This window comes from Nonomuraea mesophila (assembly GCF_004352805.1).
Classification (GTDB): domain Bacteria; phylum Actinomycetota; class Actinomycetes; order Streptosporangiales; family Streptosporangiaceae; genus Nonomuraea; species Nonomuraea longispora.
Genome location: NZ_SMLD01000150.1, coordinates 1 through 23,075, shown reverse-complemented (window position 1 = coordinate 23,075; position 23,075 = coordinate 1). Strand labels below are relative to the sequence as shown.

Annotated in this window: 18 protein-coding genes and 2 pseudogenes; 8 read left to right on the top strand and 12 right to left on the bottom strand. The window is 72.0% G+C overall.

From position 1 onward, the window contains the following. Positions 1-133: 133 nt before the first annotated feature. Together E1295_RS37325 and E1295_RS51395 are read left to right on the top strand one after the other, a co-directional pair. Positions 134-1,078, top strand: a complete 945-nt coding sequence (locus tag E1295_RS37325) for a sulfite exporter TauE/SafE family protein (RefSeq protein WP_132638167.1) — start codon at positions 134-136, stop codon at positions 1,076-1,078. Positions 1,079-1,132: 54 nt separating this feature from the next. After that, positions 1,133-1,252: pseudogene (locus E1295_RS51395) on the top strand (Rrf2 family transcriptional regulator); the annotation flags it as partial. Between the two features lie 37 nt (positions 1,253-1,289). Here E1295_RS51395 and E1295_RS37315 read toward each other — a convergent pair. The 3 genes from E1295_RS37315 to E1295_RS37305 all read right to left on the bottom strand — a co-directional run bounded on the left by E1295_RS37315 (position 1,290) and on the right by E1295_RS37305 (position 4,869). Further along, complete coding sequence (locus E1295_RS37315; RefSeq protein WP_132638165.1) at positions 1,290-1,748, bottom strand: VOC family protein; 459 nt, start codon at positions 1,746-1,748, stop codon at positions 1,290-1,292. Between the two features lie 223 nt (positions 1,749-1,971). Further along, positions 1,972-4,122, bottom strand: a complete 2,151-nt coding sequence (locus E1295_RS37310) for a GAF domain-containing SpoIIE family protein phosphatase (RefSeq protein WP_132638163.1) — start codon at positions 4,120-4,122, stop codon at positions 1,972-1,974. Positions 4,123-4,251: 129 nt separating this feature from the next. Further along, entirely contained in the window at positions 4,252-4,869 is a 618-nt protein-coding gene (locus E1295_RS37305) for a TetR/AcrR family transcriptional regulator (RefSeq protein WP_166427597.1), read from the bottom strand. Between the two features lie 118 nt (positions 4,870-4,987). Here E1295_RS37305 and E1295_RS37300 point away from each other — a divergent pair, with 118 nt between their 5' ends. Continuing rightward, positions 4,988-6,184: an SGNH/GDSL hydrolase family protein gene (locus E1295_RS37300; protein WP_246080820.1), complete on the top strand. Its 1,197-nt coding sequence runs from the start codon at positions 4,988-4,990 to the stop codon at positions 6,182-6,184. Here the strand turns inward: E1295_RS37300 and E1295_RS37295 are convergent. The 4 genes from E1295_RS37295 to E1295_RS37280 form a co-directional block, all read right to left on the bottom strand. Beyond that, complete coding sequence (locus E1295_RS37295) at positions 6,181-7,584, bottom strand: L-fucose/L-arabinose isomerase family protein (RefSeq protein WP_132638159.1); 1,404 nt, start codon at positions 7,582-7,584, stop codon at positions 6,181-6,183. The genes E1295_RS37300 and E1295_RS37295 overlap by 4 nt on opposite strands. A gap of 86 nt (positions 7,585-7,670) precedes the next feature. Further along, entirely contained in the window at positions 7,671-8,297 is a 627-nt protein-coding gene (locus E1295_RS37290) for an alpha/beta hydrolase family protein (RefSeq protein ID WP_220449087.1), read from the bottom strand. A gap of 67 nt (positions 8,298-8,364) precedes the next feature. Further along, a complete protein-coding gene (locus E1295_RS37285; RefSeq protein ID WP_246080818.1) occupies positions 8,365-9,756 on the bottom strand; it encodes a GH39 family glycosyl hydrolase in 1,392 nt (463 codons plus the stop codon). 94 nt (positions 9,757-9,850) lie between these two features. Then, positions 9,851-10,924 (bottom strand): PP2C family protein-serine/threonine phosphatase, encoded by a 1,074-nt coding sequence (locus E1295_RS37280; protein ID WP_132638157.1) that lies wholly within the window; start codon positions 10,922-10,924, stop codon positions 9,851-9,853. A gap of 286 nt (positions 10,925-11,210) precedes the next feature. Here E1295_RS37280 and E1295_RS37275 point away from each other — a divergent pair, with 286 nt between their 5' ends. After that, the gene (locus E1295_RS37275; RefSeq protein WP_132638155.1) at positions 11,211-12,182 is read left to right on the top strand and encodes a sporulation protein; all 972 of its coding nucleotides are present in this window, start codon (positions 11,211-11,213) and stop codon (positions 12,180-12,182) included. Between the two features lie 158 nt (positions 12,183-12,340). Here the strand turns inward: E1295_RS37275 and E1295_RS37270 are convergent, their stop codons facing one another. Further along, entirely contained in the window at positions 12,341-13,522 is a 1,182-nt protein-coding gene (locus E1295_RS37270) for an MFS transporter (protein WP_132638153.1), read from the bottom strand. Between the two features lie 184 nt (positions 13,523-13,706). Between E1295_RS37270 and E1295_RS37265 the strand changes: the two genes are divergently transcribed. Further along, positions 13,707-15,254 carry an MFS transporter gene (locus E1295_RS37265; RefSeq protein ID WP_132638151.1) on the top strand — a complete coding sequence of 516 codons (1,548 nt, stop codon included), beginning with the start codon at positions 13,707-13,709 and terminating at the stop codon, positions 15,252-15,254. A gap of 43 nt (positions 15,255-15,297) precedes the next feature. On the opposite strand, the gene E1295_RS37260 is transcribed toward E1295_RS37265, so the two are convergent. Further along, complete coding sequence (locus tag E1295_RS37260) at positions 15,298-16,371, bottom strand: sensor histidine kinase (protein ID WP_132638149.1); 1,074 nt, start codon at positions 16,369-16,371, stop codon at positions 15,298-15,300. Beyond that, positions 16,371-17,051, bottom strand: coding sequence for a response regulator transcription factor (locus E1295_RS37255; RefSeq protein ID WP_132638147.1), 681 nt, complete (start codon positions 17,049-17,051; stop codon positions 16,371-16,373). The genes E1295_RS37260 and E1295_RS37255 overlap by 1 nt, the downstream gene beginning before the upstream one ends. A 90-nt stretch (positions 17,052-17,141) precedes the next feature. On the opposite strand from E1295_RS37255, the gene E1295_RS37250 reads away from it, so the two are divergent. Next, positions 17,142-19,328, top strand: a complete 2,187-nt coding sequence (locus tag E1295_RS37250; protein WP_132638145.1) for an MMPL family transporter — start codon at positions 17,142-17,144, stop codon at positions 19,326-19,328. 133 nt (positions 19,329-19,461) lie between these two features. Then, positions 19,462-20,418 (top strand): ArsR/SmtB family transcription factor, encoded by a 957-nt coding sequence (locus E1295_RS37245; RefSeq protein WP_132638143.1) that lies wholly within the window; start codon positions 19,462-19,464, stop codon positions 20,416-20,418. A 56-nt stretch (positions 20,419-20,474) separates the two neighbouring features. On the opposite strand, the gene E1295_RS37240 is transcribed toward E1295_RS37245, so the two are convergent. Together E1295_RS37240 and E1295_RS37235 are read right to left on the bottom strand one after the other, a co-directional pair. After that, positions 20,475-21,047: a hypothetical protein gene (locus E1295_RS37240; protein WP_132638141.1), complete on the bottom strand. Its 573-nt coding sequence runs from the start codon at positions 21,045-21,047 to the stop codon at positions 20,475-20,477. Positions 21,048-21,149: 102 nt separating this feature from the next. Next, the gene (locus E1295_RS37235; RefSeq protein WP_132638139.1) at positions 21,150-22,628 is read right to left on the bottom strand and encodes an Nramp family divalent metal transporter; all 1,479 of its coding nucleotides are present in this window, start codon (positions 22,626-22,628) and stop codon (positions 21,150-21,152) included. 247 nt (positions 22,629-22,875) lie between these two features. Here E1295_RS37235 and E1295_RS50385 point away from each other — a divergent pair. Then, a pseudogene (locus E1295_RS50385) lies at positions 22,876-23,075 on the top strand (hypothetical protein); the annotation flags it as partial.

Here is a 23,075-nt window from a genome sequence, read left to right as displayed (position 1 = left end):
CCCTCCTAGCGGCCCCTGCCGCCCGTTCCCGCCGAGTAGCCCGGTCGCTGACCTGTCACGTCTTGACTCGCCCTTGGACTTTGTGGAGACTATCCCTACTTGTACAGTAGGATTGATAGGGAAGGGAGGGGTCGTGCGAGCGCTCATCCTGCTCGGGCTGGTCGGATTCGTGGCCCAGCTCGTCGACGGCAGCCTGGGTATGGCCTACGGTGTCACCTCGACCACACTGCTACTCGCCATCGGCACCAACGCGGCCGCGGCCTCCGCCACCGTGCACCTCGCCGAGATCGGCACCACGCTCGCCTCCGGTCTCTCTCACTGGCGCTTCGGCAACGTCGACTGGAAGGTCGTCGCCAAGATCGGGATCCCGGGAGCCGTCGGCGCCTTCGCGGGAGCGACGTTCCTGTCCAGCCTGTCGACCGAGATCGCCGCGCCCATCATGTCGATCATCCTCCTGGCGCTGGGCGCCTACATCCTGGTGCGCTTCACCGTCATGGGGCTGCCACGCGGCAACCTGGGCAAGCCGCTGCGCAAGAGGTTCCTGGCGCCGCTCGGGCTGGTGGCCGGCTTCATCGACGCCACCGGCGGTGGCGGCTGGGGGCCGGTCGGCACCCCGGCGATCCTGGCCAGCGGCCGAATGGCCCCTCGCAAGGTGATCGGCTCCATCGACGCGAGCGAGTTCCTGATCGCCATCGCCGCCAGCGCCGGCTTCTTCGTCGGGCTCGGCTCGGAGAACATCACCTTCTCCTGGGTGGTGGTGCTGCTGATCGGCGGCGTCATCGCCGCGCCCATCGCCGCCTGGCTGGTCCGCCACATCCCGCCCCGCATCCTCGGCTCCGCCGTCGGCGGCATCATCGTGCTGACCAACGTACGCACCCTGCTGCGCAGCGACTGGATCGGCGCCCCCGGCGGGGTGCAGACGGTCGCCTACGTGGTCATCGTCCTGATCTGGGTGGCGGCGATCGTCTACTCGGTGCGCGAATACCGTCGCGACAAGGCCAGCGAGTCGGTCGAGGCGATCGAGGCCGAGCTGCAGGGCAAGACGGGGGACACGAAGGAGGAGACGGCCTCCGCCTGAGGCCCGCCTCCGGGCCCGGCCCTCCGGCGAGGGCCGGGCCGCGTCCCGCGCCGGTTCTGCGACAACATCCTGCTCCAGCTCCGCAGGGCCGGCCTCATCCACAGCCAGCGCGGACCCGACGGCGGCTACTGGCTGGCCCGCCCGGCCGCGGACATCGCCCTGGCCGACGTCGTGGCCTCGGCCGCCCAGGAGCCGTCCGCGCCCGCCGGACTCACCGCCCGGCGGCCTCCTCCAGAGCCCTGATGTCGATCTTCTGCATGCCCATCATCGCCTTCATGGCCCGCTCGGCCCTGGCCGGGTCGGGATCGGCCAGGAGCTCGGGCAGCACGCGCGGCACGATCTGCCAGGACAGGCCCCACCGGTCCTTGAGCCAGCCGCACTGCGACTCCTCGCCGCCCTCGGTGAGCCGGGCCCACAGCTCGTCGACCTCCCCCTGGGATTCGCAGTCGACGTACAGGGAGATCGCCTCGGTGAACGCGAACTGAGGGCCGCCGTTGAGCGCCAGGAAGCGCTGGCCCGCCAGGTCGAACGTGACCATCATGACCGGTCCCGCCGGCCCGTGCTGACGCTGGACCTCGACGATGCGCGAATCGGCGAACACCGAGGTGTAGAACGTGGCGGCCTCTTCGGCCTGGTCGTCGAACCACAGGTAGGTGGTGATCTTCTGCATGGTTCTTCCTCCAAGGTCGGGGGACGGTTTCGCCGTCCTCTCGCCTACGCGTCGATCCGGCCACGGCCGGATCGACAACCCCGGGGAAGTTTTTTCCTGGCGGTACGCGGGCGGCGCCGCCCGCGTACGAGGCTGCCAGAGCACGATGCGGACGTGCACCTACCCGGTTCAGAGCCGGGCGTCCTGGTGTCGCCGACGCCGGACCACATGACGGGTCCGGGCGTCATCGCGGGATGCCGGTGCCGCGCAGCATCAGCACGGCGATGTCGTCCGTACGCTGGTCGTCGAGGGCGGCCTCCTCGATGAGGTCCGCCGCGAGGTCGCGCAGCGGCGTGCCGGGCGGGGGTGCGAACCGGCGGGCCAGCCCGGTGATGGCGTCGCCCAGGTCGAGGCCGGGCTCCTCGATGAGGCCGTCGGTGTAGAGGGTCAGGATCGAGCCGGGTTCCAGCACCAGGTCGGTGGTGGCGTACTTGGCGTCGGGGTCGATGCCGAGCAGCGGCCCAGGGGAAACCTCGATGATCCGCGTGGCGGCGCCGGGGCGGCTGAGCAGGGGCGGGAAGTGCCCCGCGCTGCTCAGGCACGCGGTGTGCTCCTCCAGGTCGAGGCTGAGGTAGAGGCAGCTGGTGAACCGGTCGGGGGCCAGTTCGGCGAGCAGGCGGTTCGTGTGCGCGAGCACCTCGCCCGGGGGCGACCCGGCGGTGGCGTGGGCGTGGATGGCGGTGCGCACCTGGCCCATGAGGGCGGCGGCGTTCATGTCGTGCCCCTGCACGTCGCCGATGACGGCCGCCGTCATGGTGGGGCTCAGGCGGATGAGGTCGTAGAAGTCGCCGCCGATGTCCATGCCGGGCAGGGCGGGCACGTACCGGGCGGCCACGTCGAGGCCGGGGATCTCGGGCAGCTTGTGGGGCAGCAGGCTGGCCTGCAGGCACTGGGCGAGCTGGTGTTTGGTGTCGTACAGCCGGGCGCGCTCGAACGCCTGCGCGATCAGCCCGCCGAGCGCGGTGAGCGTGGCCCGCTCCTCGCTGTTGAAGCGGTGCGGGTGGGCATAGGCGAGCACGCACGTGCCGAAGGGCCGGCCCGAGGTTGCCAGCGGCAGGAACGCCCAGGCGTTCATGTCGTCGGCGCGGATGGAGTTGGGACGGTGCCGGCGCAACTCCTCCCACGTGGTGAAGAACACGGGTTCCGACGCTTCGTAGTGGTCCGGCGGGCCGAGCTGGTGGATGATGGGGCGGCCGTCGTACCGCTCGACGGCCTCCTGGCTGTAGCCGCGCGACGCGGCCACGCGCATCCGGTTGTCCTGCCAGGTCAGGATGGCCAGGGCCTGCGCGCCGTAGACGGGGACGACGTGGTCGGCGACGATGTCGACCACCTCCTGCGCGGTCACCGCGCGGGCCAGCGCGGTCGACAGGTGCAACATCTCGTGCAGCGCCATCACGCGCGGCTCACGTCCGGTGACTGCCGCGGAGGCGGCGACGGCGCTCGGCTCGACGCCACGGGCGGCCTTGCCGGGTGCGACCCGTACGGTGACGCCTGTCAGCCCCGGATAGAACCGGAAGGTCAGCTGCCGCGCGCCCGGGGCGCGGGCGGTGTGGTGGGTGGCCTGCCGGCTGACGACCGCGGCCCGGTAGCGGTCCTCGAAGGCGGAGTCGTTGAGCCACGGCAACGACTCCCACAGCGGCCGCCCGAGCAGCTCGGAGGGGCTGTGCGCGAGCAGTTCGGCGGCCGGCGCGCTGACCAGGCTGACCCGCCCCTCCGTGTCCAGGCAGCAGTATCCGTCCGGCAGGCGGTTGAGGCAGTCCAGGGCGATCAGGCGGGCCCGGCGGCTGGTGTCGGTCACGGGATGCGGTTGCAGCACCCGGGGCCGGAACTGCGGGGTGATGCGACGGCCCCGCTCGGCGGCCTGAAGCAGCAGCTCCCCGATGCGGTCGCAGGCGTGGTCGATGACCTCGCGCTGGCGCGGGGCGAGCCCGGAGGCGCGTCCCGACGGCCACAGCAGCACGAGCCCGCCCCAGACGGTGCCGCCCGAGCAGACGGGGGCGGTCACGAGCGCGAAGTGGTACGGCAGGGCGAGTGCGGCGGCGGGGAACGCGCGGGCCAGTTCCTCCCTGCCGTCCACCCAGATGAGCCGCTTGTCCCGCACCGACACGGCGATCGGGATGGAGTCGTTCCTCCTGACCCTGATCCTCGCCCACGCCCTGGCGATCGAGCCGGGGATGCCCACCGCCGACTCCAGGGCGAGGACGTGACCGCCCTTGTCCAGCACGTACGCCATGCCGATGTGTGCTCCCGCACCGGCCACGGCCTCGATCAGCAGGTCGTCCAGGCGGGACGATTCGCTCGTCTCGCCCGGGCCCGCGAGGTGGTCGCCCCGCATGGCCTCAGTACGCCTCGCCCGCGAGCGAGCGGCCCATCAATCGGACAAAACGCCACATACGGGCAGAATACACTTTTCGATGTGATGGAATGGTTACGATCTGGCATATCAGCAGCGTGCGCCCGGCCGTCAATCCGGCAGGCGCACCATGCGGTCGAGCACCTCGTGCATGTGAGCGCGGAACCGCCGCAACAGCTCGGGATCGTCCATGCCGACCCGGCGCCCGGTCCCGTCGAGGGTCCCGCTCAGCGTGAAACCGTGGATGCACCACACGATCGTGTACGTGAGCAGCGCCGGATCCGTCCCCGCCGGCTCCGCGAGGGTGGTGAACCCGGCGACGAACTCATTGGCCAGCGGCTGGAGGCTGTGCTCCTCCAGGTCGTCGATGTCGCTGGCGTCGGACATCCAGCGGTGCGTCCACAACGCGGGGATCTCGGGATGTTCGGCGCAGAGGTCGATGTACGCGTCGACGAAACGGTGCAGCGCCGCGAGGCTCCGTTCGGGCGGCCCGGCCTGCGCCTCACGGGCCGGCTGCTCGACCGCGGCGGCGAGCGCCCGGTGGGCGTACGTCATGACCTCCAGGTAGAGCCCGCGCTTGGTGGGGAAGAAGTGGGTCGCCGTGGCCACGTCCACCCCGGCGGCCTCCGCCACCTGCGCCATCGACGTGCTGTCGTAACTGAGGGCGGAGAACAGCCGGATCGCCGCCCCCACGACGGCCTCCCGCTCGCCGGTCTCTGGAGTGTCCATGGACGCGACCATAGGCGCGGTGCGCCGGCCGGCCCATCACTTGATCCGCAAGCCCGGGTAAAAGAAGCTTCCCGATCATGCTTTCGCACGGCAGGCGATGATCCGGTAGAACGGTCCGGTGTCGCCGAACAACGTTACCCCCGGGCGCTGGATCAGCACGTGGACGGCCATGCCGCAGCTCACCGAGCCGGACAACCTGCCGCCCGCCCCGTACACGACGGACGGCCTGGTGCTGGCCGGCAGCACGCTGCGGCAGAGCGTGCGGGTGTCGGCGGGCGGGAGCCGGCTGCGGGTGCGCCTGTCCAACACGTTCGGGGGCGCGCCGCTGCCCGTCACCGCCGCCTCGGTGGCGCTGCCCGAAGGCGGGCGGGCCGGGGTGAGTACGATCCGGCCGGGGACGGCGCGGCCGGTGACGTTCTCCGGCCGGCCCTTCGCGGACGTGCCGGTCGGGGCGCAGGTCGTGTCCGACCCGTTGGACCTCGCGCCGGAGCCCGGCTCGGTCCTCACCGTGAGCCTCCACCTGGCCGACGGGCAGACCTCCGAGCTGGTCACCTCCCACCCGGGGTCCAGGACCACCTCCTACCTGGCGGCAGGCGACCACGTGGCCGCCGCCGACCTGCCGGACGCGACCCCCGTCGACCACTGGTACTTCCTCAGCGCCCTGGAGGTGCGGGCCGAGCCGGGCACGGCGGTGCTCGCCCTGCTGGGCGACTCGCTGACCGACGGCAGGGGCTCCACCACCAACCACAATGACCGCTGGCCCGACCGGTTGTTCGACCGGCTGGGCCCCGCCGCCGGCGTGGCCGTCGCCAACCAGGCCGCCGGCGGCAACCGCCTGCTGAACGACGGCCTGGGGCCGGGCGCGCTGGCCCGGTTCGACCGCGACGTGCTCGCCCTGAGCGGCGTCCGGTGGCTGATCGTGCTGGAGGGCGTCAACGACATCGGCACCGCGCCGGCCACCCGCCCGGCCCAGCGGCGGGTCGCCGAGGACCTGATCGCGGCCTACGAGCAAATCATCGTACGCGCGCACGCCCACGACGTCCGCGTCTACGGCGGCACGCTCACGCCCTTCGGCGGCAACCTCCCCTACGACGACGCCGAGGGCCACCGCGAGGCGGCCCGGCAGACGGTCAACGACTGGATCAGGCGCGGCGGGAGGTTCGACGCCGTGATCGACTTCGACCGGGCGGCCCGCGACCCGGCCGCGCCCCGGCGGCTGCTGCCCGCGCTCGACCTGGGCGACCACCTGCACCTCAACCCCGAGGGGCACAGGGCGCTGGCCGGGGCGGTGCCCGCCCGGCTGTTCACCGGCTAGATCTGCACGAACTCCAGGTCGAGCAGATGGGCGAGCGACTTCAGCTCGCCCGCGCGGTGACCGGTGCCGAGGGCCCAGTGGTGGGACATGCCGGTGGCGCTCCACTCGTCGGTCCACGCGCCGGGGTCGCGGCCGAAGTCGACGCGCGAGGTGGTGTTGCCGATCTGCAGGTGGGGCCCGTCGACGGTCTCGCCCTCGGAGGCGAGGAAGGCGAAGCGCCCGTCGCGGCGCTGGATGAGCCCGAACGCGGTGACCGGCCCGTGCTTGACGTCGAACTCGACGGAGACGCCCCAGCCGCGCTTGCCGTGGTAGACGCCGAGACCGCGCAGGAGCGGCTTCCTCGCGCTGATGGCGAGGTGGGCGGGGCCGTCGTGGCCCATCTCGACGTGGCCGCGGTGGAAGTCGAGCGCCTGGAGCTCGGTGAAGGAGCCGCCCGCGCCCAGCCGGTCCATGATCAGCATGGCCAGGCTGGTGCGCAGCTCGTACTCGCCGGCGGCGGGGATGCCGCGGGCGGTGAGCAGAGAGGCGCCGAGGATCATGCCCGCGCCGAGCCGCTCATGTGTCTCGCCGTCGAGGCCGCGGTGGTAGTAGGCCAGGCTGTCCAGCTCGAAGTCCGCCACCAGCCGGTCGAGGCCGACCGAGACGCGGCAGGCCCAGTCGAGGTCGGTCTCGTTGACGGAGTCGGCGAAGTCGAAGATCTTCTCGGTCTCGGCGCGCTTGGCCGCGGCCTCGGCGTCGGTGACCTGCTCCACGCGCACCCGCAGGTCGTCGAACTCCAGCACCTCGACGTGCCCGCCGAAGTTGGAGCTCACCAGGGTCAGGTCGGTGGAGACGTCCAGCATGCCGGGGTAGAGGTGGCCCATCAGGCCGTGCCGCCCGTGCCGCAGCGCGGCCCTGGCGGCGGCCGCCCGCACCCAGCCGCCGATGCGCTTCCAGGCCCGCTCGTCCTCCAGGTAGCCCGACACCGAGCGGAACGGGATGCCGCACCGCTGGAAGGCGTTGGCCATCTCGGGCAGCGGGCAGGCGCCGCAGTAGGCCAGCCACTGGCCGGTGTCGAAGGTGGCGTGGTCCATCGACTCGGTCGGCTGCAGGTTGATCAGTAGCACCGGGGCGCCGCTGCGCTGCGCGATCGGCACCAGCATCGTGGCCGTCATGTACGTGGTCAGGAAACCGACGATGAGGTCGCAGTCGGCGGCCCGCAGCTTCTCGGCCGCGACCGCCCCCTCCTGCGCGTCGGAGATGAACCCGACGTCGACGATCTCCGCGTCGAGTTCCCGCATGCGCTCCGCGACCCGCGCGGACGAGCGCTGGAGCTGGGGGAACAGGCCGGGGAACTGGGGCCAGTACGCTCCCAGCCCTCCGGCAACGAGCCCTACGCGTACCTGCCTGGTGCTGGCCATGGTGCTGCCCTCCGACGCGGCTTCACCGCGCGAAACGTTTTACTGGATCGGCCTCACCGGGACCGTATTGTGGCGGCAGCGGATGGTCAAGGGGCCTGCACCGGGGGCTTTACACGTTTTAATACGCCAGGTGGCGATCGAGGAAACCGGTGACGGCTCGGGCCAGCGTCAGCCGGTGGCAGCTCGTCCTGCCACCCGGCCGCGTACGCCTCCCGCGCGCCGGGATCGGCCCGGCAGCCCACCGCTGCCACCCCCAGGTCGAAGGCGGCCACCGAGACGACGGCCCGCACCGCGGAGTCCTGCGCGGCCGTCATCAGGGCCGCGAAGCCGCCCAGGCTGTGGCCCACCAGGGCCGGCCGCCCGGGATCAAGCCGGTGCTCGGCCGCCGCGGCCTCCTCGCGCACGGCCCGGGTGACGCGGGCGGCGTCCTCCAGCACGTGGCCCCACGCGTACGAGCCGCCCACGCCCCACGAGCCGCGGTAGTGGAACACCAGCGCCGCGTAGCCGGCCTGGCGCAACGCCTGCGCGAGGTCGAAGTTGCGTTCGTTGCCCGGGAAGCCGTGCAGGAGCACCACGACGGGATGCGGCCCGGGCCCGGCGGGCACGTGCAGGACGCCCAGCAGCGTGTGGCCGCCACTGATGAACGTCACCGCCGGGGTGGAGGCGGGCGGCACGGGGCCGATGGGGACGTCGTCCGCGGGAGCGTCGGCCATGCCGGCCTCCATCCTGATCGAACTGATCGGTTCGATCCAGCAATCTAGCAGACACGGCCGGCCACGGTCAGCGGCCGCTCCACTTGATCTCGTACGGCTTGAGCGCGAACTGCGTGCCGTCCACGGTCGTCGTCACCGGCCCGTCGGAGGTGTTGACCAGCAGCAGCTGCTCCGGCTGGGCCAGTACCCTGACCTGGGGATCGGACGAGGTGAGCGGATCCAGCTCGGCCCCGGCCGGGAACCACCTGGCGAAGCCGGCCACGAGCCTGGCCGTGGGCTGCTCGGCGCCCGTACGCGGATGCCACAGACACGCCGGGCAGGAGCCCTCCTTGGCCTGCGGGTTCCAGTAGAGGGCCGTGGCGGCGCCGCTCCGCGCGAACTCGATCATCGAGGCGGCCTGCACGGCCAGCCGCTTGGGCTCGGGCCACGTGGTGCCGTCCTCCGGCACGAAGTACCACTCCGACCACCACACCGGCAGGTCGCCGGCCTTCTCGCGCACCCACCGGGTGACCGCGGAGAACTTCTCCAGCGCCCCGAACTCGTCGGGCAGCAGCTCGTGGGCGTCGGTCACCGAGGCGCCGTCGACCACGACGAAGTCGGCGCCCTTCTTGTTCTCGAACCAGTAGGTGAAGGCGTCGATGACGTGCTGGTTGACCACACCCCACTCGCCGCGCAGCTCGGAGTCGCCGCCCTGGTTGCTGTCGAAGCCGAGGTAGGGGCCGCCGACCTGGGCGTCGGGCCGTGCCGCCTTCACCGCGTCGTACACCTTGTTGTACAGCTCGGTGTAGCCCTTGAAGTCGGCGGGCTTGGAATGGTCCTTCCAGAATCCCTTGAACTCGTTCCACACCATGAAGTACTTGACGTCCTTGTACCGCGTGGCCACGGCCGCCGACAGCTTGGCGAAGTCGTCGAAGTGCTGCGGGTAGGGGGCGTCCTCCAGATGCTCGGCCCAGCCCTCCTCCGACGTCGGGCCCTCGGGTCCGCCCTTCATCCAGTCGGGGGCGCAGCAGAGCGTGAGGACCGGCATGGCGCCCGAGCGGCGCATGAGGTTCATCCGGCTGTCGAGGTCTTCCCAGACGTACTGCCCGGGATGCGGCTCGGGGTTGAACGCGCCGAAGCCCATGATGTGCTGGTTCTGCAGCATCGGGGTCCCGGCCAGCCGGCCGGTGACCCGCTGCTCGAACGCCGGGTCGATGTTGTTGGCGCTGATGCCGGTGTGCGTGAAGCCCCAGCGCGGCCAGCCGTCCTCCACCTGCGGCGGCTCGCCCGCCGCGCCGCTGCGGCCCGGCGACGCCTCGGGCGCCGCGGTGGTCTTCTGCACGACGGGCGGCCGCTCCTGCGCGGACTGGCCCAGCAGGGAACAGCTCGCGACGGTCAGCGTCACGGCCATGGCCGCCGCGGCCGAGGCGGCCTGCCGCCCGAGCCGTCGCCTCGTCCACATCCGGTTACCCGCAGTCACCAGACCCTCACCGATCCTCCCGTCGAATGCCGCCTGTAGCGTTCCACGGGCTGCGCGGACCGTCCGCATGGAGCGGTCGGTTCACAGTCAATCGTTATCGTTCGGCAGCATTCGCCGAGGTGAAGCCCCACGAACCCCGGCGGTGCAGCAACAACATCGCCGCGTCGTCGAGCAGCGGCCCGCCGGCGTGCTCCACGAGATCGGCCCGCAGGGCGTCCAGCGCGGCCTGAGGATCGGGCAGCGTCAGGAAACCGGCGCGGTCGGTGAGCGGGTAGAACTCGCCCGCCGCGTTCCTGGCCTCGATGACACCGTCGGTGACGAACAGGATCCGGTCGCCCTCGCCGAACGGGATGCGCTGGGGCTTGACCGTGGAGGCGTCGAGCGCGCCGAGCCCGAGCGGCAGGCCCTGCTCCGGCGGCTCCATCGTGGTGCACGTGCCGTCGGGCCTGATCAGCAGCGGCGGCGGGTGGCCGAAGTGCACCAGCGTCATCTCGCCCGCGTGCACCTCGGCGACGGTCGCCGTGACGAACTGCTCGTCGTCCAGGTGCCGGGTCAGGCTGACCTCGAGCCGCTCGCCGATGTCGGTCAGCTCGGCCTCGTCGTAGGCGGCCTCGCGGAAGGCGCCCAGCACCCAGGCGGCCGTCTCGACCGCGGCCAGGCCCTTGCCCTGGACGTCGCCGATCAGCAGGCGTACGCCGTGCGGGGTGGTGACGACCTCGTACAGGTCGCCGCCTATCTGCGCCTCGGCCGCCGCCGAGGTGTAGGAGAGCGCCACCTGAAGGTCACCCGCCCGTCGCGGCACGGGCCGCAGCAGCACCCGCTGGGCGGCCTCGGCGACCTGCCGTACGCTGGCCAGCTCGCGCTCGCGCTCCAGCCGCAGGCGGGCGGCCAGCATGCTGGCCAGGGTCACCCCGGCGATGCTGACGACCGTGAGGTTGTTCTGCCAGTGCAGCACCAGGTCGTTGTACGACGCCAGGAACAGGCAGATGGCCAGCGCCACCGCCCCCACCGCGGAGGTACGGCGCACGCCGCCCGACAACGAGGCGAAGGCCGGTCCCAGCGTGAGCAGCGGCAGGAATATGAGCGCCGGGCCCGCCAGCACGTCGAGGACGGCGACGCAGAACATGACGGCGAAGGGCAGCCACCGCAGAGCCCGCAGGGATCTCATCTGCCCCCTCGCGTCGCCATGTGCACGTCTCGCACGGCCCACTGTTCGCCCGCCGATCCCGGTCAACGAAAAATGAAACATCAATGATTGGCCATATACAAGCATGGCTCAGCGCATGTCGCTTGCGTGCCGCGCCCGGCACCACCGGCGCGGTGAGAACGGTGGATACGACGAAACAGACATGAAGGATGCTTTCGGCGTCCGCTCGACGAGCGGAACTCCCGGAGGGCACGAATCGTTGGGACAGCGGCACACAAACGATCTTCGAACCAGGGAGAACAGAGTCGTGGTCTTCAAACGGATGCTGGGTGCTTTCGGCGTCGGCGCGCCCTCGGTGGACACAGTCCTGTCCGCCTCCCGGACCCGGCCGGGCGGCACGCTGGAAGGGGAGGTACGGCTCAAGGGCGGCGACTTCGACGCCGAGATCGAGCACATCACGCTCGGGCTGGTCGCCCGGGTCGAGATCGAGCACGGCGAGGGCGAGCACGCCGGGCTCGGCGAGTTCTCCCGCGCCCAGGTCTCCGGCCCCTTCACGCTGGCCAAGGGCGAGGAGCGGACCGTCGGTTTCCGGTTCCCCGTCCCGTGGGAGACGCCGATCAGCGAGATCGGCGGACAGCCGCTGACCGGCATGGCCGTGGGGGTCCGCACCGAGCTGGCCATCGCCAAGGCCGTCGACAAGGGCGACCTCGACATGGTGGCCGTCGAGCCGCTGCCCTCGCAGCTGCGCATCCTGGAGGCGTTCCTGCAGCTCGGCTTCAACTTCAAGTCGGCCGACCTGGAGGCGGGGCAGCTCTACGGGGTGCGGCAGGAGCTGCCGTTCTACCAGGAGATCGAGTTCTATCCGTCCGGGCCCTACTCCGGGCTGGTCGGCGAGGTCGAGGTGACCTTCGTCGCCGACGCGGAGGGGCTGCAGGTCGTGCTGGAGGCCGACAAGCGCTCCGGCCGCTACTCCTCCAGCGACGCCATCGGCCGTTTCCACGTCAGCCACGACGACGCCCTCGTCACCGACTGGGCGGCCGAGCTGGGCCGCTGGCTCGATGGCCTGTCCCAGTACGGCGGCCACCCCGGCCACCACGGCCACCCCGGTCACCACGAGCACTACGGTCACCACGAAGGGCACCACGGCGGGCCGGGCCTCGGCATGGTCGCCGCGGCCGGCGCCGCGGGCGTGGTCGGCGGCCTCGTGGCGGGCGAGGTCGTGGAGGAGGTCGTCGAGGAGTTCTTCGAGGGCGACGAGGACGAGGGCGGCGACTGGTAGGCCACCACTGACCCGCGCGCGCTCCCGCCCGCCCTGGAGCGCGCCGGGGGCTTCCGCGTGCTTGCGGGCCGTCTGTGTTTGCGGGCCCGTTCGTGCTTGCGGGCCCGTTCGTGTCTGCGGGCCGGTTCGTGTCTGCGGATTCTTGTCCGGGCGCGGGGTTACGGGTCGACGGGGAGGCGGCGGGCGGCGAGGCCGGCCCAGCCGAGGCCGAGGGCGGTGAGCAACAGCACGCCTCCGGCCCCCGCGCCGGCCGCCACGAGCCCGGAGGCGCCGGGCAGCAGGAGCTGGCCGGTGCGGTTGCCGACCAGGCGGAGCGACATGGCGCGCCCGCGCAGCCCCGGCGGCGCCGACTCGGCCAGCCAGGACATGGTCAGCGGCTGCCCCACGCCCAGCCCGAACCCCAGGACGGCCAGCACCGGCGCGAGCAGCCACAGCGGCATCGGCAGCGGCGTGGCGAGCATGGCGACGGCCGCGCCCACGGTGCTGCCGACCAGGAGCCGCCGCCTGCCGAGGGCGCGCGAGAGCCTGCCGAGGAAGAAGCGCGAGACCATGGACGCCAGGCCGCGCACGGTCAGCAGCAGCCCGATCGTTCCCGCGCTCAGCCCGTGCTCGGTGCCCAGCGCCGGGAGGTAGACGAGCGTGATGTCGACGGCCGCCAGCACGACGCAGCTCGTCACCAGGGCGTGCGTGAGCCCGGGGCGGCGCAGCAGAGAGCGTACGTCCCCGCCCGCCTCCCGCTCGCCGGCCTCGGGGCGGGGGCTGCGGGCGAGCGCCGCCGACAGCGCGACGAGCACGGCGGACAGGCCGCACGACCACAGGAAGATGCGGCCGGTGTCGGGGATGGCCTGTTCGCCGCCGAACACGGCGATCAGCACGGGCCCCGCCGCCTGCCCGAGTGAGGCGGCGAAGGTGTAGCGCCCGAACGCGGTGTCGTGGCCGCCGCGCCGGGTGGTGTTGGCCACCAGCGCCTGCTGCGCGATGACGCAGCCGAGGTGGCCGGTGCCGAGCAGGATCCCGGCCGCGACGAGCCCGGGGACGGTGTGGCCGAGCGTCAGGAACGCCGCGCTCGACGCCGTCAGCAGCAACGCCCCCGCCACGGCCACGCGCCGCTCGCCGTAGCGGTCGGCGATGTGGCCCGCGGGCAGGGCCAGCAGCAGCGGTGCGATCGCGAAGCTGGCGCCGAGCAGCCCCAGCCACGCGGCGGGCACGCCCAGCTCGATCGCGCGGTACGCCATCGTGGGCCGCAGCACGAACGTGATGACCTGGGTGGCCACGGCGTGCGCCGACAGTACGGCGACCGCGTGCCGTCGATGCCGGTGCTCGCCCGCCGGTTCACGCATCCGCCATCCCTGTCTCGCTCGCGGACACGTTATAAGGATCCCACGTGTCCGGCTTCAGTCGTACATGTCTACTTCATCATTGTGTCGCATGACATGTGTGGATATAGAGGGAGATAAGCGTCACAGGTTATAACCCGTGAGCCGCCTTGACCTCAAGAGAGCTTGAGGTCCTACCGTGGCGGGCATGAAGACGTTGGAAACCTCACAGGCCGGTTGGCGGGAATGGACTGGACTGTCCGTGCTCGTCATCCCCACCTTGTTGTTGTCGATCGACATCTCCGTGTTGCACCTGGCCGTGCCGGCGCTGACCGAGGAGTTGCGTCCGACCAGCTCCGAGCTGTTGTGGATCTCCGACATCTACGGGTTCCTCATCGCGGGTTTCCTCATCACGATGGGCACGCTCGGCGACCGCGTCGGGCGCAGGAAGATCCTGCTGATCGGCGGCGCCGCGTTCGCGGCCGCCTCGGCGCTCGCGGCGTACGCGCCGACGGCCGAGTTGCTGATCGTGGCGAGGGGCCTGCTCGGCGTCGCCGGTGCCACGCTGATGCCGTCCACGCTGTCGCTGATCAGCAACATGTTCAGGGACCCCGGGCAGCGCACCCGTGCCATCAGCCTGTGGATGAGCGGGTTCATCGGCGGCATGGTGATCGGGCCGCTGGTCGGCGGCGTGCTGCTGGAACACTTCTGGTGGGGGTCGGTCTTCCTGATGAACGTGCCGGTCATGGTGCTGCTCCTGGTGGCCGGGCCGCTCCTGCTGCCGGAATACCGCGATCCCGGCTCGGGCCGCATCGACCTGGTGAGCGTGGTGCTCTCGATGGCGGCGGTACTGCCCGTCATCTATGGGTTGAAGGAGCTGGCAGCCGGCGGCTTCGGCTGGGGCCCGGTGGCCGGCGTGGCCGTGGGGCTGGCCCTGGGCGTCGTGTTCGTCCGGCGTCAGCGGCTGCTCGCCGACCCGCTGCTCGATCTGAAGTTGTTCAGCGACCGTAAGTTCAGCGCCTCCCTCGGTACGCTCGTGCTGGTCGCCATGATCGGCCCGGGGCTGGGCCTGCTCGCCGCCCAGTACCTGCAGCTCGTCGAGGAGCTGTCCCCGCTGGAGGCCGGGCTCTGGATGTTGCCGATGAGCGCCACGGTGATCGTCGGCTTCGCCGTCACCCCGGTGCTGGCCCGCCGGTTCCGCCCGGCCCACGTCATCGCGGTCGGGCTGGCGGTCGGCGTGCTCGGCATGGTGCTGTTCACGCAGGCAGGGAGCGCCGGCGGGCTGGCGTACGTGGTGATCGGCCAGTCGATGTTCTTCGCCGGCAGCTCCCCGCTGATGGTGCTCGGCATCGACATGGTGGTCGGCGCGGCACCACCGGAACGTTCCGGGGCGGCTTCGGCGTTGTCCGAGACCGGGCAGGAGTTCTCCGCCGCCCTCGGGCTCGCCGTGCTGGGCAGCCTCGCCACGATCGTCTACCGGGCCGGCCTGGCCGTACCGGAAGGGACGCCGCCGGCGCTCGCCGACGCGGCCCGCGACACCCTGGGGGGCGCCGTCGGAGCCGCCCAGGGCCGGCCGGCGGCCGCCGAGCTGCTCGTGGTGGCCAAGGACGCGTTCTCCGACGGCCTGGCCGCCGCCGGGGCCGCGAGCGCCGTGATCATGCTGGCGGCCGCGGTGCTCGCGCTCACCTTCCTGCGCCGCGTCCCGCCGACCGGCTCCACCGCCCCCGCACGGGAGGCCGCGCCCGTCAGCTCGTGAGCGTGTTCACGGGGCCCCGGCGGGCGCGCTCGCCGGGCCCCGGTCAGGCGCGGGGGAGCCGTACCCGGAAGGTCGCGCCCTCGCCGGGCAGTACGCGCACCTCGCCTCCGTGGGCGGACACCACGGCGGCCACGATCGACAGGCCGAGCCCGCTGCCGCCGCCCCGCTGCCCGCCCGCCTGCCGGTTGCCCCGGTAGAAGCGTTCGAAGACGCGCTCTGCCTGCTCCGCGTCGATGCCCGGCCCCTCGTCGGAGACCTCGAGCACCGCGTACGAACCGGACGTCGTCACCCGCACGGTCGCCGGCGTGCCGTCGGGGGTGTGGTCGAGCACGTTCGTCAGCAGGTTGCCCGCCACCTGCCGCAGCCTGGCCGGGTCGCCGAGCACCGGCACCGGGCCGGAGCGCACCAGCGTGACCGGCCGGCCGGGGTCGACGGCGAGCGCGTCGGCCACGGCGTCGGCGGCCAGCGCGCCCAAATCGACCGCCGCGCGTTCCATCGGGCGGCCCGCGTCCAGCCGGGTGAGCAGCAGCAGCTCCTCGACCAGCAGCCCCATCCTGGCCGCCTCCGACTCGATGCGCTCCATGGCGCGGGCGGCGTCCTCCGGCCGGCTCCGCGCGCCCCTGCGGAACAGCTCGGCGTACCCGCGGATGGTGGCCACCGGCGTGCGCAGCTCGTGCGAGGCGTCCGCGACGAACCTGCGCAGCCGTTCCTCCGACTCCTCCCGCTCCCTGAAGGCCGCCTGGAGCTGGGCGAGCATGGCGTTGAGCGCGTACGCGAGCCGGCCCACCTCGGTGCCGGGCGGCGCGGCGTCGACGCGGCGTTCCAGGTCGCCCGCCCCGATGTCGGCGGCGGCGTCGACGATGCGGTCGAGCGGCCGTAGCCCCCGCCTGACCAGGTGAGCGGCGACCAGCGTCAGGCACACCAGGGCCGCGGCCGAGGTGCCCGCGAGCACGAACGCGATCCTGCTGGTCAGCTCGCTGGACGAGGCCAGCAGCGCCTCGGGCGTGGCCGCCTGCAGCCAGTCCTGCAGCGCGCCGAACGTGGCGCCCGCGACCAGGAAGAGCGCGGTCGCGACGAGCCCGACCGAGGTGAGCACGAGCCGGGTGCGCAGCGCCATCACCGCTCCTCGGGCAGGCGCAGCACGTAGCCGATCCTGGGCTTGGTGTGGATGAGCGGCGGCCCGTGCCGGTCCAGCTTGCGCCGCAGATAGCTGATGTACGTCTGCACGACGCCGTCGTTGCCGCCGAAGTCGTACTCCCAGACGTGGTCGAGCAGTTGCCGCTTCGTCATGACCCTGCCCGCGTTGTCCAGCAGGAAGCGCAGCAGCTTGAACTCCGTCGGCGTCAGGTCGATCCGCTGCTCCCCGCGGAACACCTCGTAGGTGTCGTCGTCCACCACCAGGTCGGCGAACGACACCCGGCCCGCGCCGGGCGGGCTGGTACGCCGCAGCACCGCGCGGATCCGCAGGATCAGCTCCTCCAGGCTGAACGGCTTGGTCACGTAGTCGTCGCCGCCCACGGTCAGCCCGCCGATCCGGTCCTCGGTGGCGTCCCTGGCCGTGAGGAACACGACCGGCACCTGCGAGCCCGCCGCCCGCAGCCGGCGGCACACCTCCGTGCCGAGGATGTCGGGCAGCAGCACGTCCAGCACGATCAGGTCCGGGTCGGAGTCGCCGGCCCGGGCGATCGCCGCCGCGCCGGTGCCCGCGACCGTCACCTCGAACTCCTCGTACCGCAGCGCCGTCGCCACCAGATCGGCCAGGTACGGCTCGTCCTCCACAACCAGAATTCGCCCCATGCGGCCATTCTTCCGGCAGATTGACGATTCACAGGGTTCTCCCAGAACGTTCGCAGAGCTCTCTGTCGTCGTCTTGGTGCACTGGCCGCCATGCAGAGATTCACGGCCTTCGTCCTGCGCCGCAAGGCCCTGGTGATGGTGCTGGCCGCGGCGGCCTTCCTCGTCGGGCTCGGCGCGACCCCCTTGGCGATCCAGCGGCTCTCCGAGGAGTACGCCCATCCCGGCATGCCCGCCTTCGACGCGAACCAGCAGATCACCCGCCTGTACGGCAACGGCGGCTACCAGCGCCCGTTCACCACGGTCGTGACCTTCCCGCCCGGGCGGCCGGCGGGGGTTCGCCGGGAGGAACTCGGCCGCGCCTTCGCCGCCGTCGCCGGCGTGCTGCCCGAGGCACGTGTGGTGTCGTACGCGGACACCGGGGACCCGGCCCTGGCGGGCGCGGACGGCCGTACCGTGCTCGGCCTGGTCTTCCCCGGCACGTACTCCGACGGCAGCCCGCCGGGCGGCGGGCTCGGCGAGGTGCCGGACGAGAGCGGCAGGATCGTCGCCGCGATGACCCCGCACCTGCCGCCCGGCACGGCGGTCCGCGTCACCGGACTCGACGCGCTGGCGCCCACCGTGGACGCGGGCGGCGTCAACGTACCCGTCAAGATCGGCATCGGCCTGCTGGCCGCGCTGGTCGTGCTGCTGCTGGTGTTCCGCTCGGCGCTGGCGTTCGCGCCGCTGCTGATCTCGGTGCTGGCGATCTTCGTGTCGTTCGTGGCGATCCTGCTGCTGACCTTCGTGATGACCGTGCACGACGTGGCGCTGACCACGATGCCGCTCCTGGGGCTCGGTATCGCGGTGGACTACTCATTGCTCGTCGTGGCCCGCTGGCGCGAGGAGCAGGCACGCGGGCACCGGGGGGACGAGGCCGTACTGCGGGCGATGGCGGGCGCGGGCCGGCCCGTGCTGTTCAGCGGGCTGGCCGTGGGCGTCGGCCTGGTCACCATGGTGGTGCTGCCGGTGCCGTTCCTGCGCAGCCTCGGGCTCGCGGGGATGATCATCGCAGCCGCGAGCGTGGCCGTCACGCTCACCGTGCTCCCGGTCCTGCTGTCGCGCGCCGGCCACCGCCTGGACCGCCGGTCGGCTCGCGGGAGCGGAAGCGGCAGCGCGAGCGGGAGCGAGGTCGGGAGCGGGAGCGGTTCGCAGGCAGCGGGCGACGCCAGGTTCCGGCGGGAGGCGCAGGCCGGCCGCGCGTGGTCGGCGTGGGCGGACTGGATGGTGCGCCGGCGTGTGCTCGCCGTGCTCGTCGCGGGCGGTCTGCTGGCCGGCCTGTCGGTCACCGCCACCCGGATCGATCTCGGCCTGCCGGAGAGCCACGACCTGCGCACCAGCGGTCCCGCCCACGAGGGGCTGGTGGCGCTGCGGGCGGCCGGCCTGCCCTCCGGCGTGCTGACGGCGTTCGACGTGCTCGTCCCCGGAGGTGACTCCGGCGCCGTGGCGGACCGGCTGCGCCGGGTGGACGGCGTCGCGGCGGTGCTCACCTCGGGCGCGCCCGGCTGGCGCGCGAAGGGTACGGCGGTCCTCACCGTGGTCCCGGTCGCCGAGGCGGGCGGGCCCCAGGGGGAGGCGGTCGTCACGCGGGTCAGGCAGGCCGTGGGGGACGACGGGCGCGTCGGCGGCTCGGCGGCGCAGAGCATGGACTTCCGGGCCCACGCCTACGGCGCGTTCCCCTGGATGCTGGCCCTGATCGCGCTGGTCACGTACGTGATGCTGGCCCGCGCGTTCCGCTCGCTGCTGTTGCCGCTGAAGGCGCTGGCGGTCAACCTGCTCTCGCTCGGAGCGGTGCTCGGCGCCATGGTGCTGCTCTGGCAGGACGGCTGGGGCACCAGCACGCTGCTCGACATCCGGCCGACGGGCTCGATCGGCGAGTTCGTGCCCCTGACGATCTTCGCCTTCCTGTACGGCCTGAGCATGGACTACGAGGTGTTCATCCTGGCCAGGATGCGCGAGGAGTACGACAGGACCGGCAGCACGAGCCTGGCGGTGGTCGGCGGGATCGGCCGCACCGGGCGGCTGGTCACCTCGGCGGCCCTGGTGTTGTTCGTCTCCTTCGCCGCTCTGGCCATGACGCCAGAACTGGACGTGAAGGTGTTCGCCAGCGGCCTGGCCCTGGGCATCGCGCTGGACGCCACGCTCATCCGCGCCGTGCTCGTGCCCGCCGTGGTCGCGATGATGGGCCGCTGGAACTGGTGGTTGCCCGGCTGGGCGGCTCGCCTCCTGCGCGTACGCTGACCTGCCGCTTCACCCTGCAACCGGACTGTAAGCCGGGAGAAAGCGTCAGGAATAGGTTGATGGGCACCTGATCGAGTTTCCCGACTTCAAGGAGTCCGACGTAACCAGCACCGCCGTGTGGAGCGAACTGCGCATGACCTCCACGCCTCAGCTGTCCATCTCGATCTCACCGCACCTCACCGCCCTGGCGATGATCTCCGACGCGCTCGCCGGACGCCGCCGCGGCCTGCCGGAGCTCTGGCGCAAGGCGATCAGCTCCCGCGTCCGGCCGCAGGGACACCAGGCCGTACGCCCGCTCGCCGCCCCCGGCTACTCGGTCGTGCCCGACAGCCTCGTGCCCCGCACGCCCACCGACGGCGACGTCTCGGTGCGGGACCAGATCGACACCCTGCGCGACCTGCCGCCCGACGCCCTGATCAAGGACCTGGAGCAGGCGTTCGGCGACCGGCCGCTGCCGTCCCACTGGCGTCCGGCCGCCGAGCGGCCGGACCGCTGGCTGCACGCCTACGCCGGCGCCCTCGCCGACGTCTGGCACACCACGGAACCGCTGTGGCGCCGCGCCCGCCCCCTGCTGGACAACGAGATCCGGCGGGTCGGCGTCGCCGCCGTCCGCGGCGGCCCGGAACTGCTGCTCGGCGCGCTCAACCACCGCATCACGTACGGCGAGCGCGGCCTGCTCATCGCCGACGTGCAGTCCAGCACGTACGAGCTGGGCGACAGGAAGATCGTCCTGGTGCCCATGCTGGCCGGCAAGGACGCCGTCATCGTCAGCCTGGACAACGAGCACGCGGTGTGGATCGCCTACCCGGTGCCCGGCGCCGACCGGCTGTGGCGCGGGCCCGGGGGAACGGCGCACGGCGAGTTGTCGGCGCTGATGGGGCCGGTCCGCGCGGACCTGCTCTGCGCGATCGAGCAGCCCATGACCATGAGCATGCTGGCCGGCGACATGCAGGTGGCGCCCAGCAGCATCACGTACCACTGCGACCGGCTCATCGCCGCCCAGCTCATCAGCAGGGAGCGGCGCGGCCGCGAGGTGTGGATCGCCCGCACGGAGCGCGCCGACGAGCTGCTGGAGATGTTCCGCCGCTGAGGCGGGAAGGACGGAGGGGGCGCCGGAGAACCCGGCGCCCCCTCCGCCCGCGCGGGTCAGCCCGCCTTGCCGAACTGGTAGAGCAGCGGGCCGTCGAGCTTCCAGCCCGGCTCGTTCGCCAGGATCTTGCGGGTGTGCGACGCGATCGCGAGGCGCCACCGGTTCTTGCCGGTCAGGCGGTAGACCTTCACGTCGCCACCGGCCGCGGACGAGGCGGGGGCGTAGCCCATCACGCCCTCGTCGCGGAACCTGCCGGTGCCCGTCAGGCGCTTGCGCTCGGCCGGGGAGGCCGTGACGATGTAGGACGCCTTCTTCGTCCAGCGCAGCCGGTAGAGCGGCTTGCCGCCACGGAAGGGTTTGCGCGAGATGTAGTAGAGCGGCGTGCGCGTGACCTTCCAGCCGTGCCTGCTGACCGCGGCGTTGCGCTCTGACGCGCTCGCCGTGTAGAAGAACCCGCCGTCCTTCGTCACCAGCTCGTAGAGCTTCGCACGTGGACCGGCGGCGCCCGTGGCGGACGTTTCCGCGGCTGCGGAGGCCTGCGTGGCGGTCCCGGCGCACAGTGTGGCGCCGAGTGCCACCGCGAGCCCCAGTCCGGCGGGACGGGTCAGGCGGCCGAACGACAAGGCCATGAGAAGGTTCCCTCCGATGCGCTGACAAGTCCGCGACAAGGTAGCAGGGCACCGGGAGGGAACCGGCTCACTTCGGCTCATGTGCACGTGTTCCGCGAACGGCTAGAACGTCACCAGCGGGTCCCCGATGAAGTCGGCGATGAAGTTGACGAAGAAGAAGCCGAAGAACAGGAAGTTCAGCACGAGGATCACGTAGTGCCACGGCCGCGGGCGGGCCGGGCGCGGCAGCTTGCTGTTCAGATACATGAGCAGGAACGGGTAGAGCAGCGCGCCCAGGTTCGACATGTTGGCCGACCACTCCACCAGGGCCACCGGCAGCGACTGGAAGATGATGATCGAGATGATCACCAGCAGCACGATCATGAACGGGTAGTAGAAGCGCCGCGGATCCCCCTGGATGAGGGCGCGCAGGCGCGGGCTCGTGGCGTTGGCCGCGTCCGTCGTGACCCGGACCATCGCCTCGAAGATGCCGAGCTGCGTCGAGAACAGCACCATCACGCCCAGCAGCAGTCCGATGAAGAAGACCGCCTGCCCGTACTCCGCGCCCAGCGCCGAGGCCACGAACGTCGGGACGTTCTCCCGGGTCGGCTTCTCTCCGGACATCGTGACGGCGTGCGACATGAGGATCGTGGGCAGCAGCATGCCGAGCACGGCGCCGACGAAGAACACGCCCCACATGTCGACCATCAGCAGCCGGTACCACCTGCGCCACAGTCCCCGGTTGCGCTCGTCGTCGGGGAAGGTGACGCCGCTGGCCAGGATCTCGCGCCGCTCGCCGCGCAGGCCCGAGATGAAGCCGACGCGGTGGCCCATGCCGTAGCCCTTGTCGCGGTAGTGGCCCATGACGTACCAATTGAGACCCGAGGCCAGCGCGGTGAACCCGGCCAGGCCGCCGAGCTGCGTGGCGGTGATCCCCGCCGGCGGCGCGGCCGGGGTGATGAAGCCGAGAATGCCCTCCCACCACTGGCTGAACGGCACCACGAGCAGGTCCACCGCCAGCAGGGCGAGCAGGATCGAGCCGACCAGCACCCAGTTGGCCAGCTCCAGCACGCGGCTGATCCGGCGGGCCAGCGCGGTGATGACGAACACCAGCACCAGCAGGGCGACGGCCCACCAGCGGGGCTCCAGGTCCCCTGAGGGCGGCGGCGTACCGTGGATCAGCGCGTACACGCCGTCCCCCGCCGACGAGGCCCAGCCGCCCGCGATGAACGCGAAGATCACGATCAGGACCGACAGCGGCACCCAGAGCGGCCAGCCCGGCGGCACCCGCCCCCAGCCGACGACCGGCGTCTCGCCCGTCGCGAGGACGTAGCGGGAGCACTCGACGTTGTAGAACGTCTGCAGCAGCGCCGAGACCAGGATCACCCAGCCGACGCCGATGAAACCGTACTGGCCCACGCTCAGGGGCCCGAGCAGCCACTCGCCGCTGCCGATCGAGATGCCTAGAGCGATCAGGCTCGGGCCGACGGCGTACTTGAAGAGTTCCTTGGGGCCGATCTTGGAGACCTTGAAGACCTCCTCCGGCGTGGGCAGGTCGGTGACTTCGAGATCCGGACGGCTGACTCCGAGTGGGTGCGACATCTCACTGCCTCCTGCGTTCACAGTGATCCCGAACCACCGCCGCAACAAGGCCCAATCGTGCGTACGGGACGGGCCCGTCACCGGTTCGCACGGCACCTCATGACCGGATCGCTTCACCGGGCCCGCCGGGCGGCACGGCGGGCCTATCCTTCGCTTCGTCAGTGGGTCCGGCTGAGGGGGCGGTCACGTGCGACGATCCGCACGACTCACACCGAACGGCGAGGCCGGGCGGGGTGCGCGGTTCACGGTGATCGGGTTGGCCGTGGTGCTCGCCGGTGGTGCCTGCGCCGTGTCACGTCCCACCGCACCGTCCGGCACGGCGGCTGCGTCCCCTGGCGGCGCGATCACCCCCCGGACGCAGCCCGGCACGCCGCTGCCGGCGATCCCTGCCGCCCCGGCCCGCTGCCCGCAGCCTCCGCCGCAGGCCGACGACCTCAGACCCTGTCT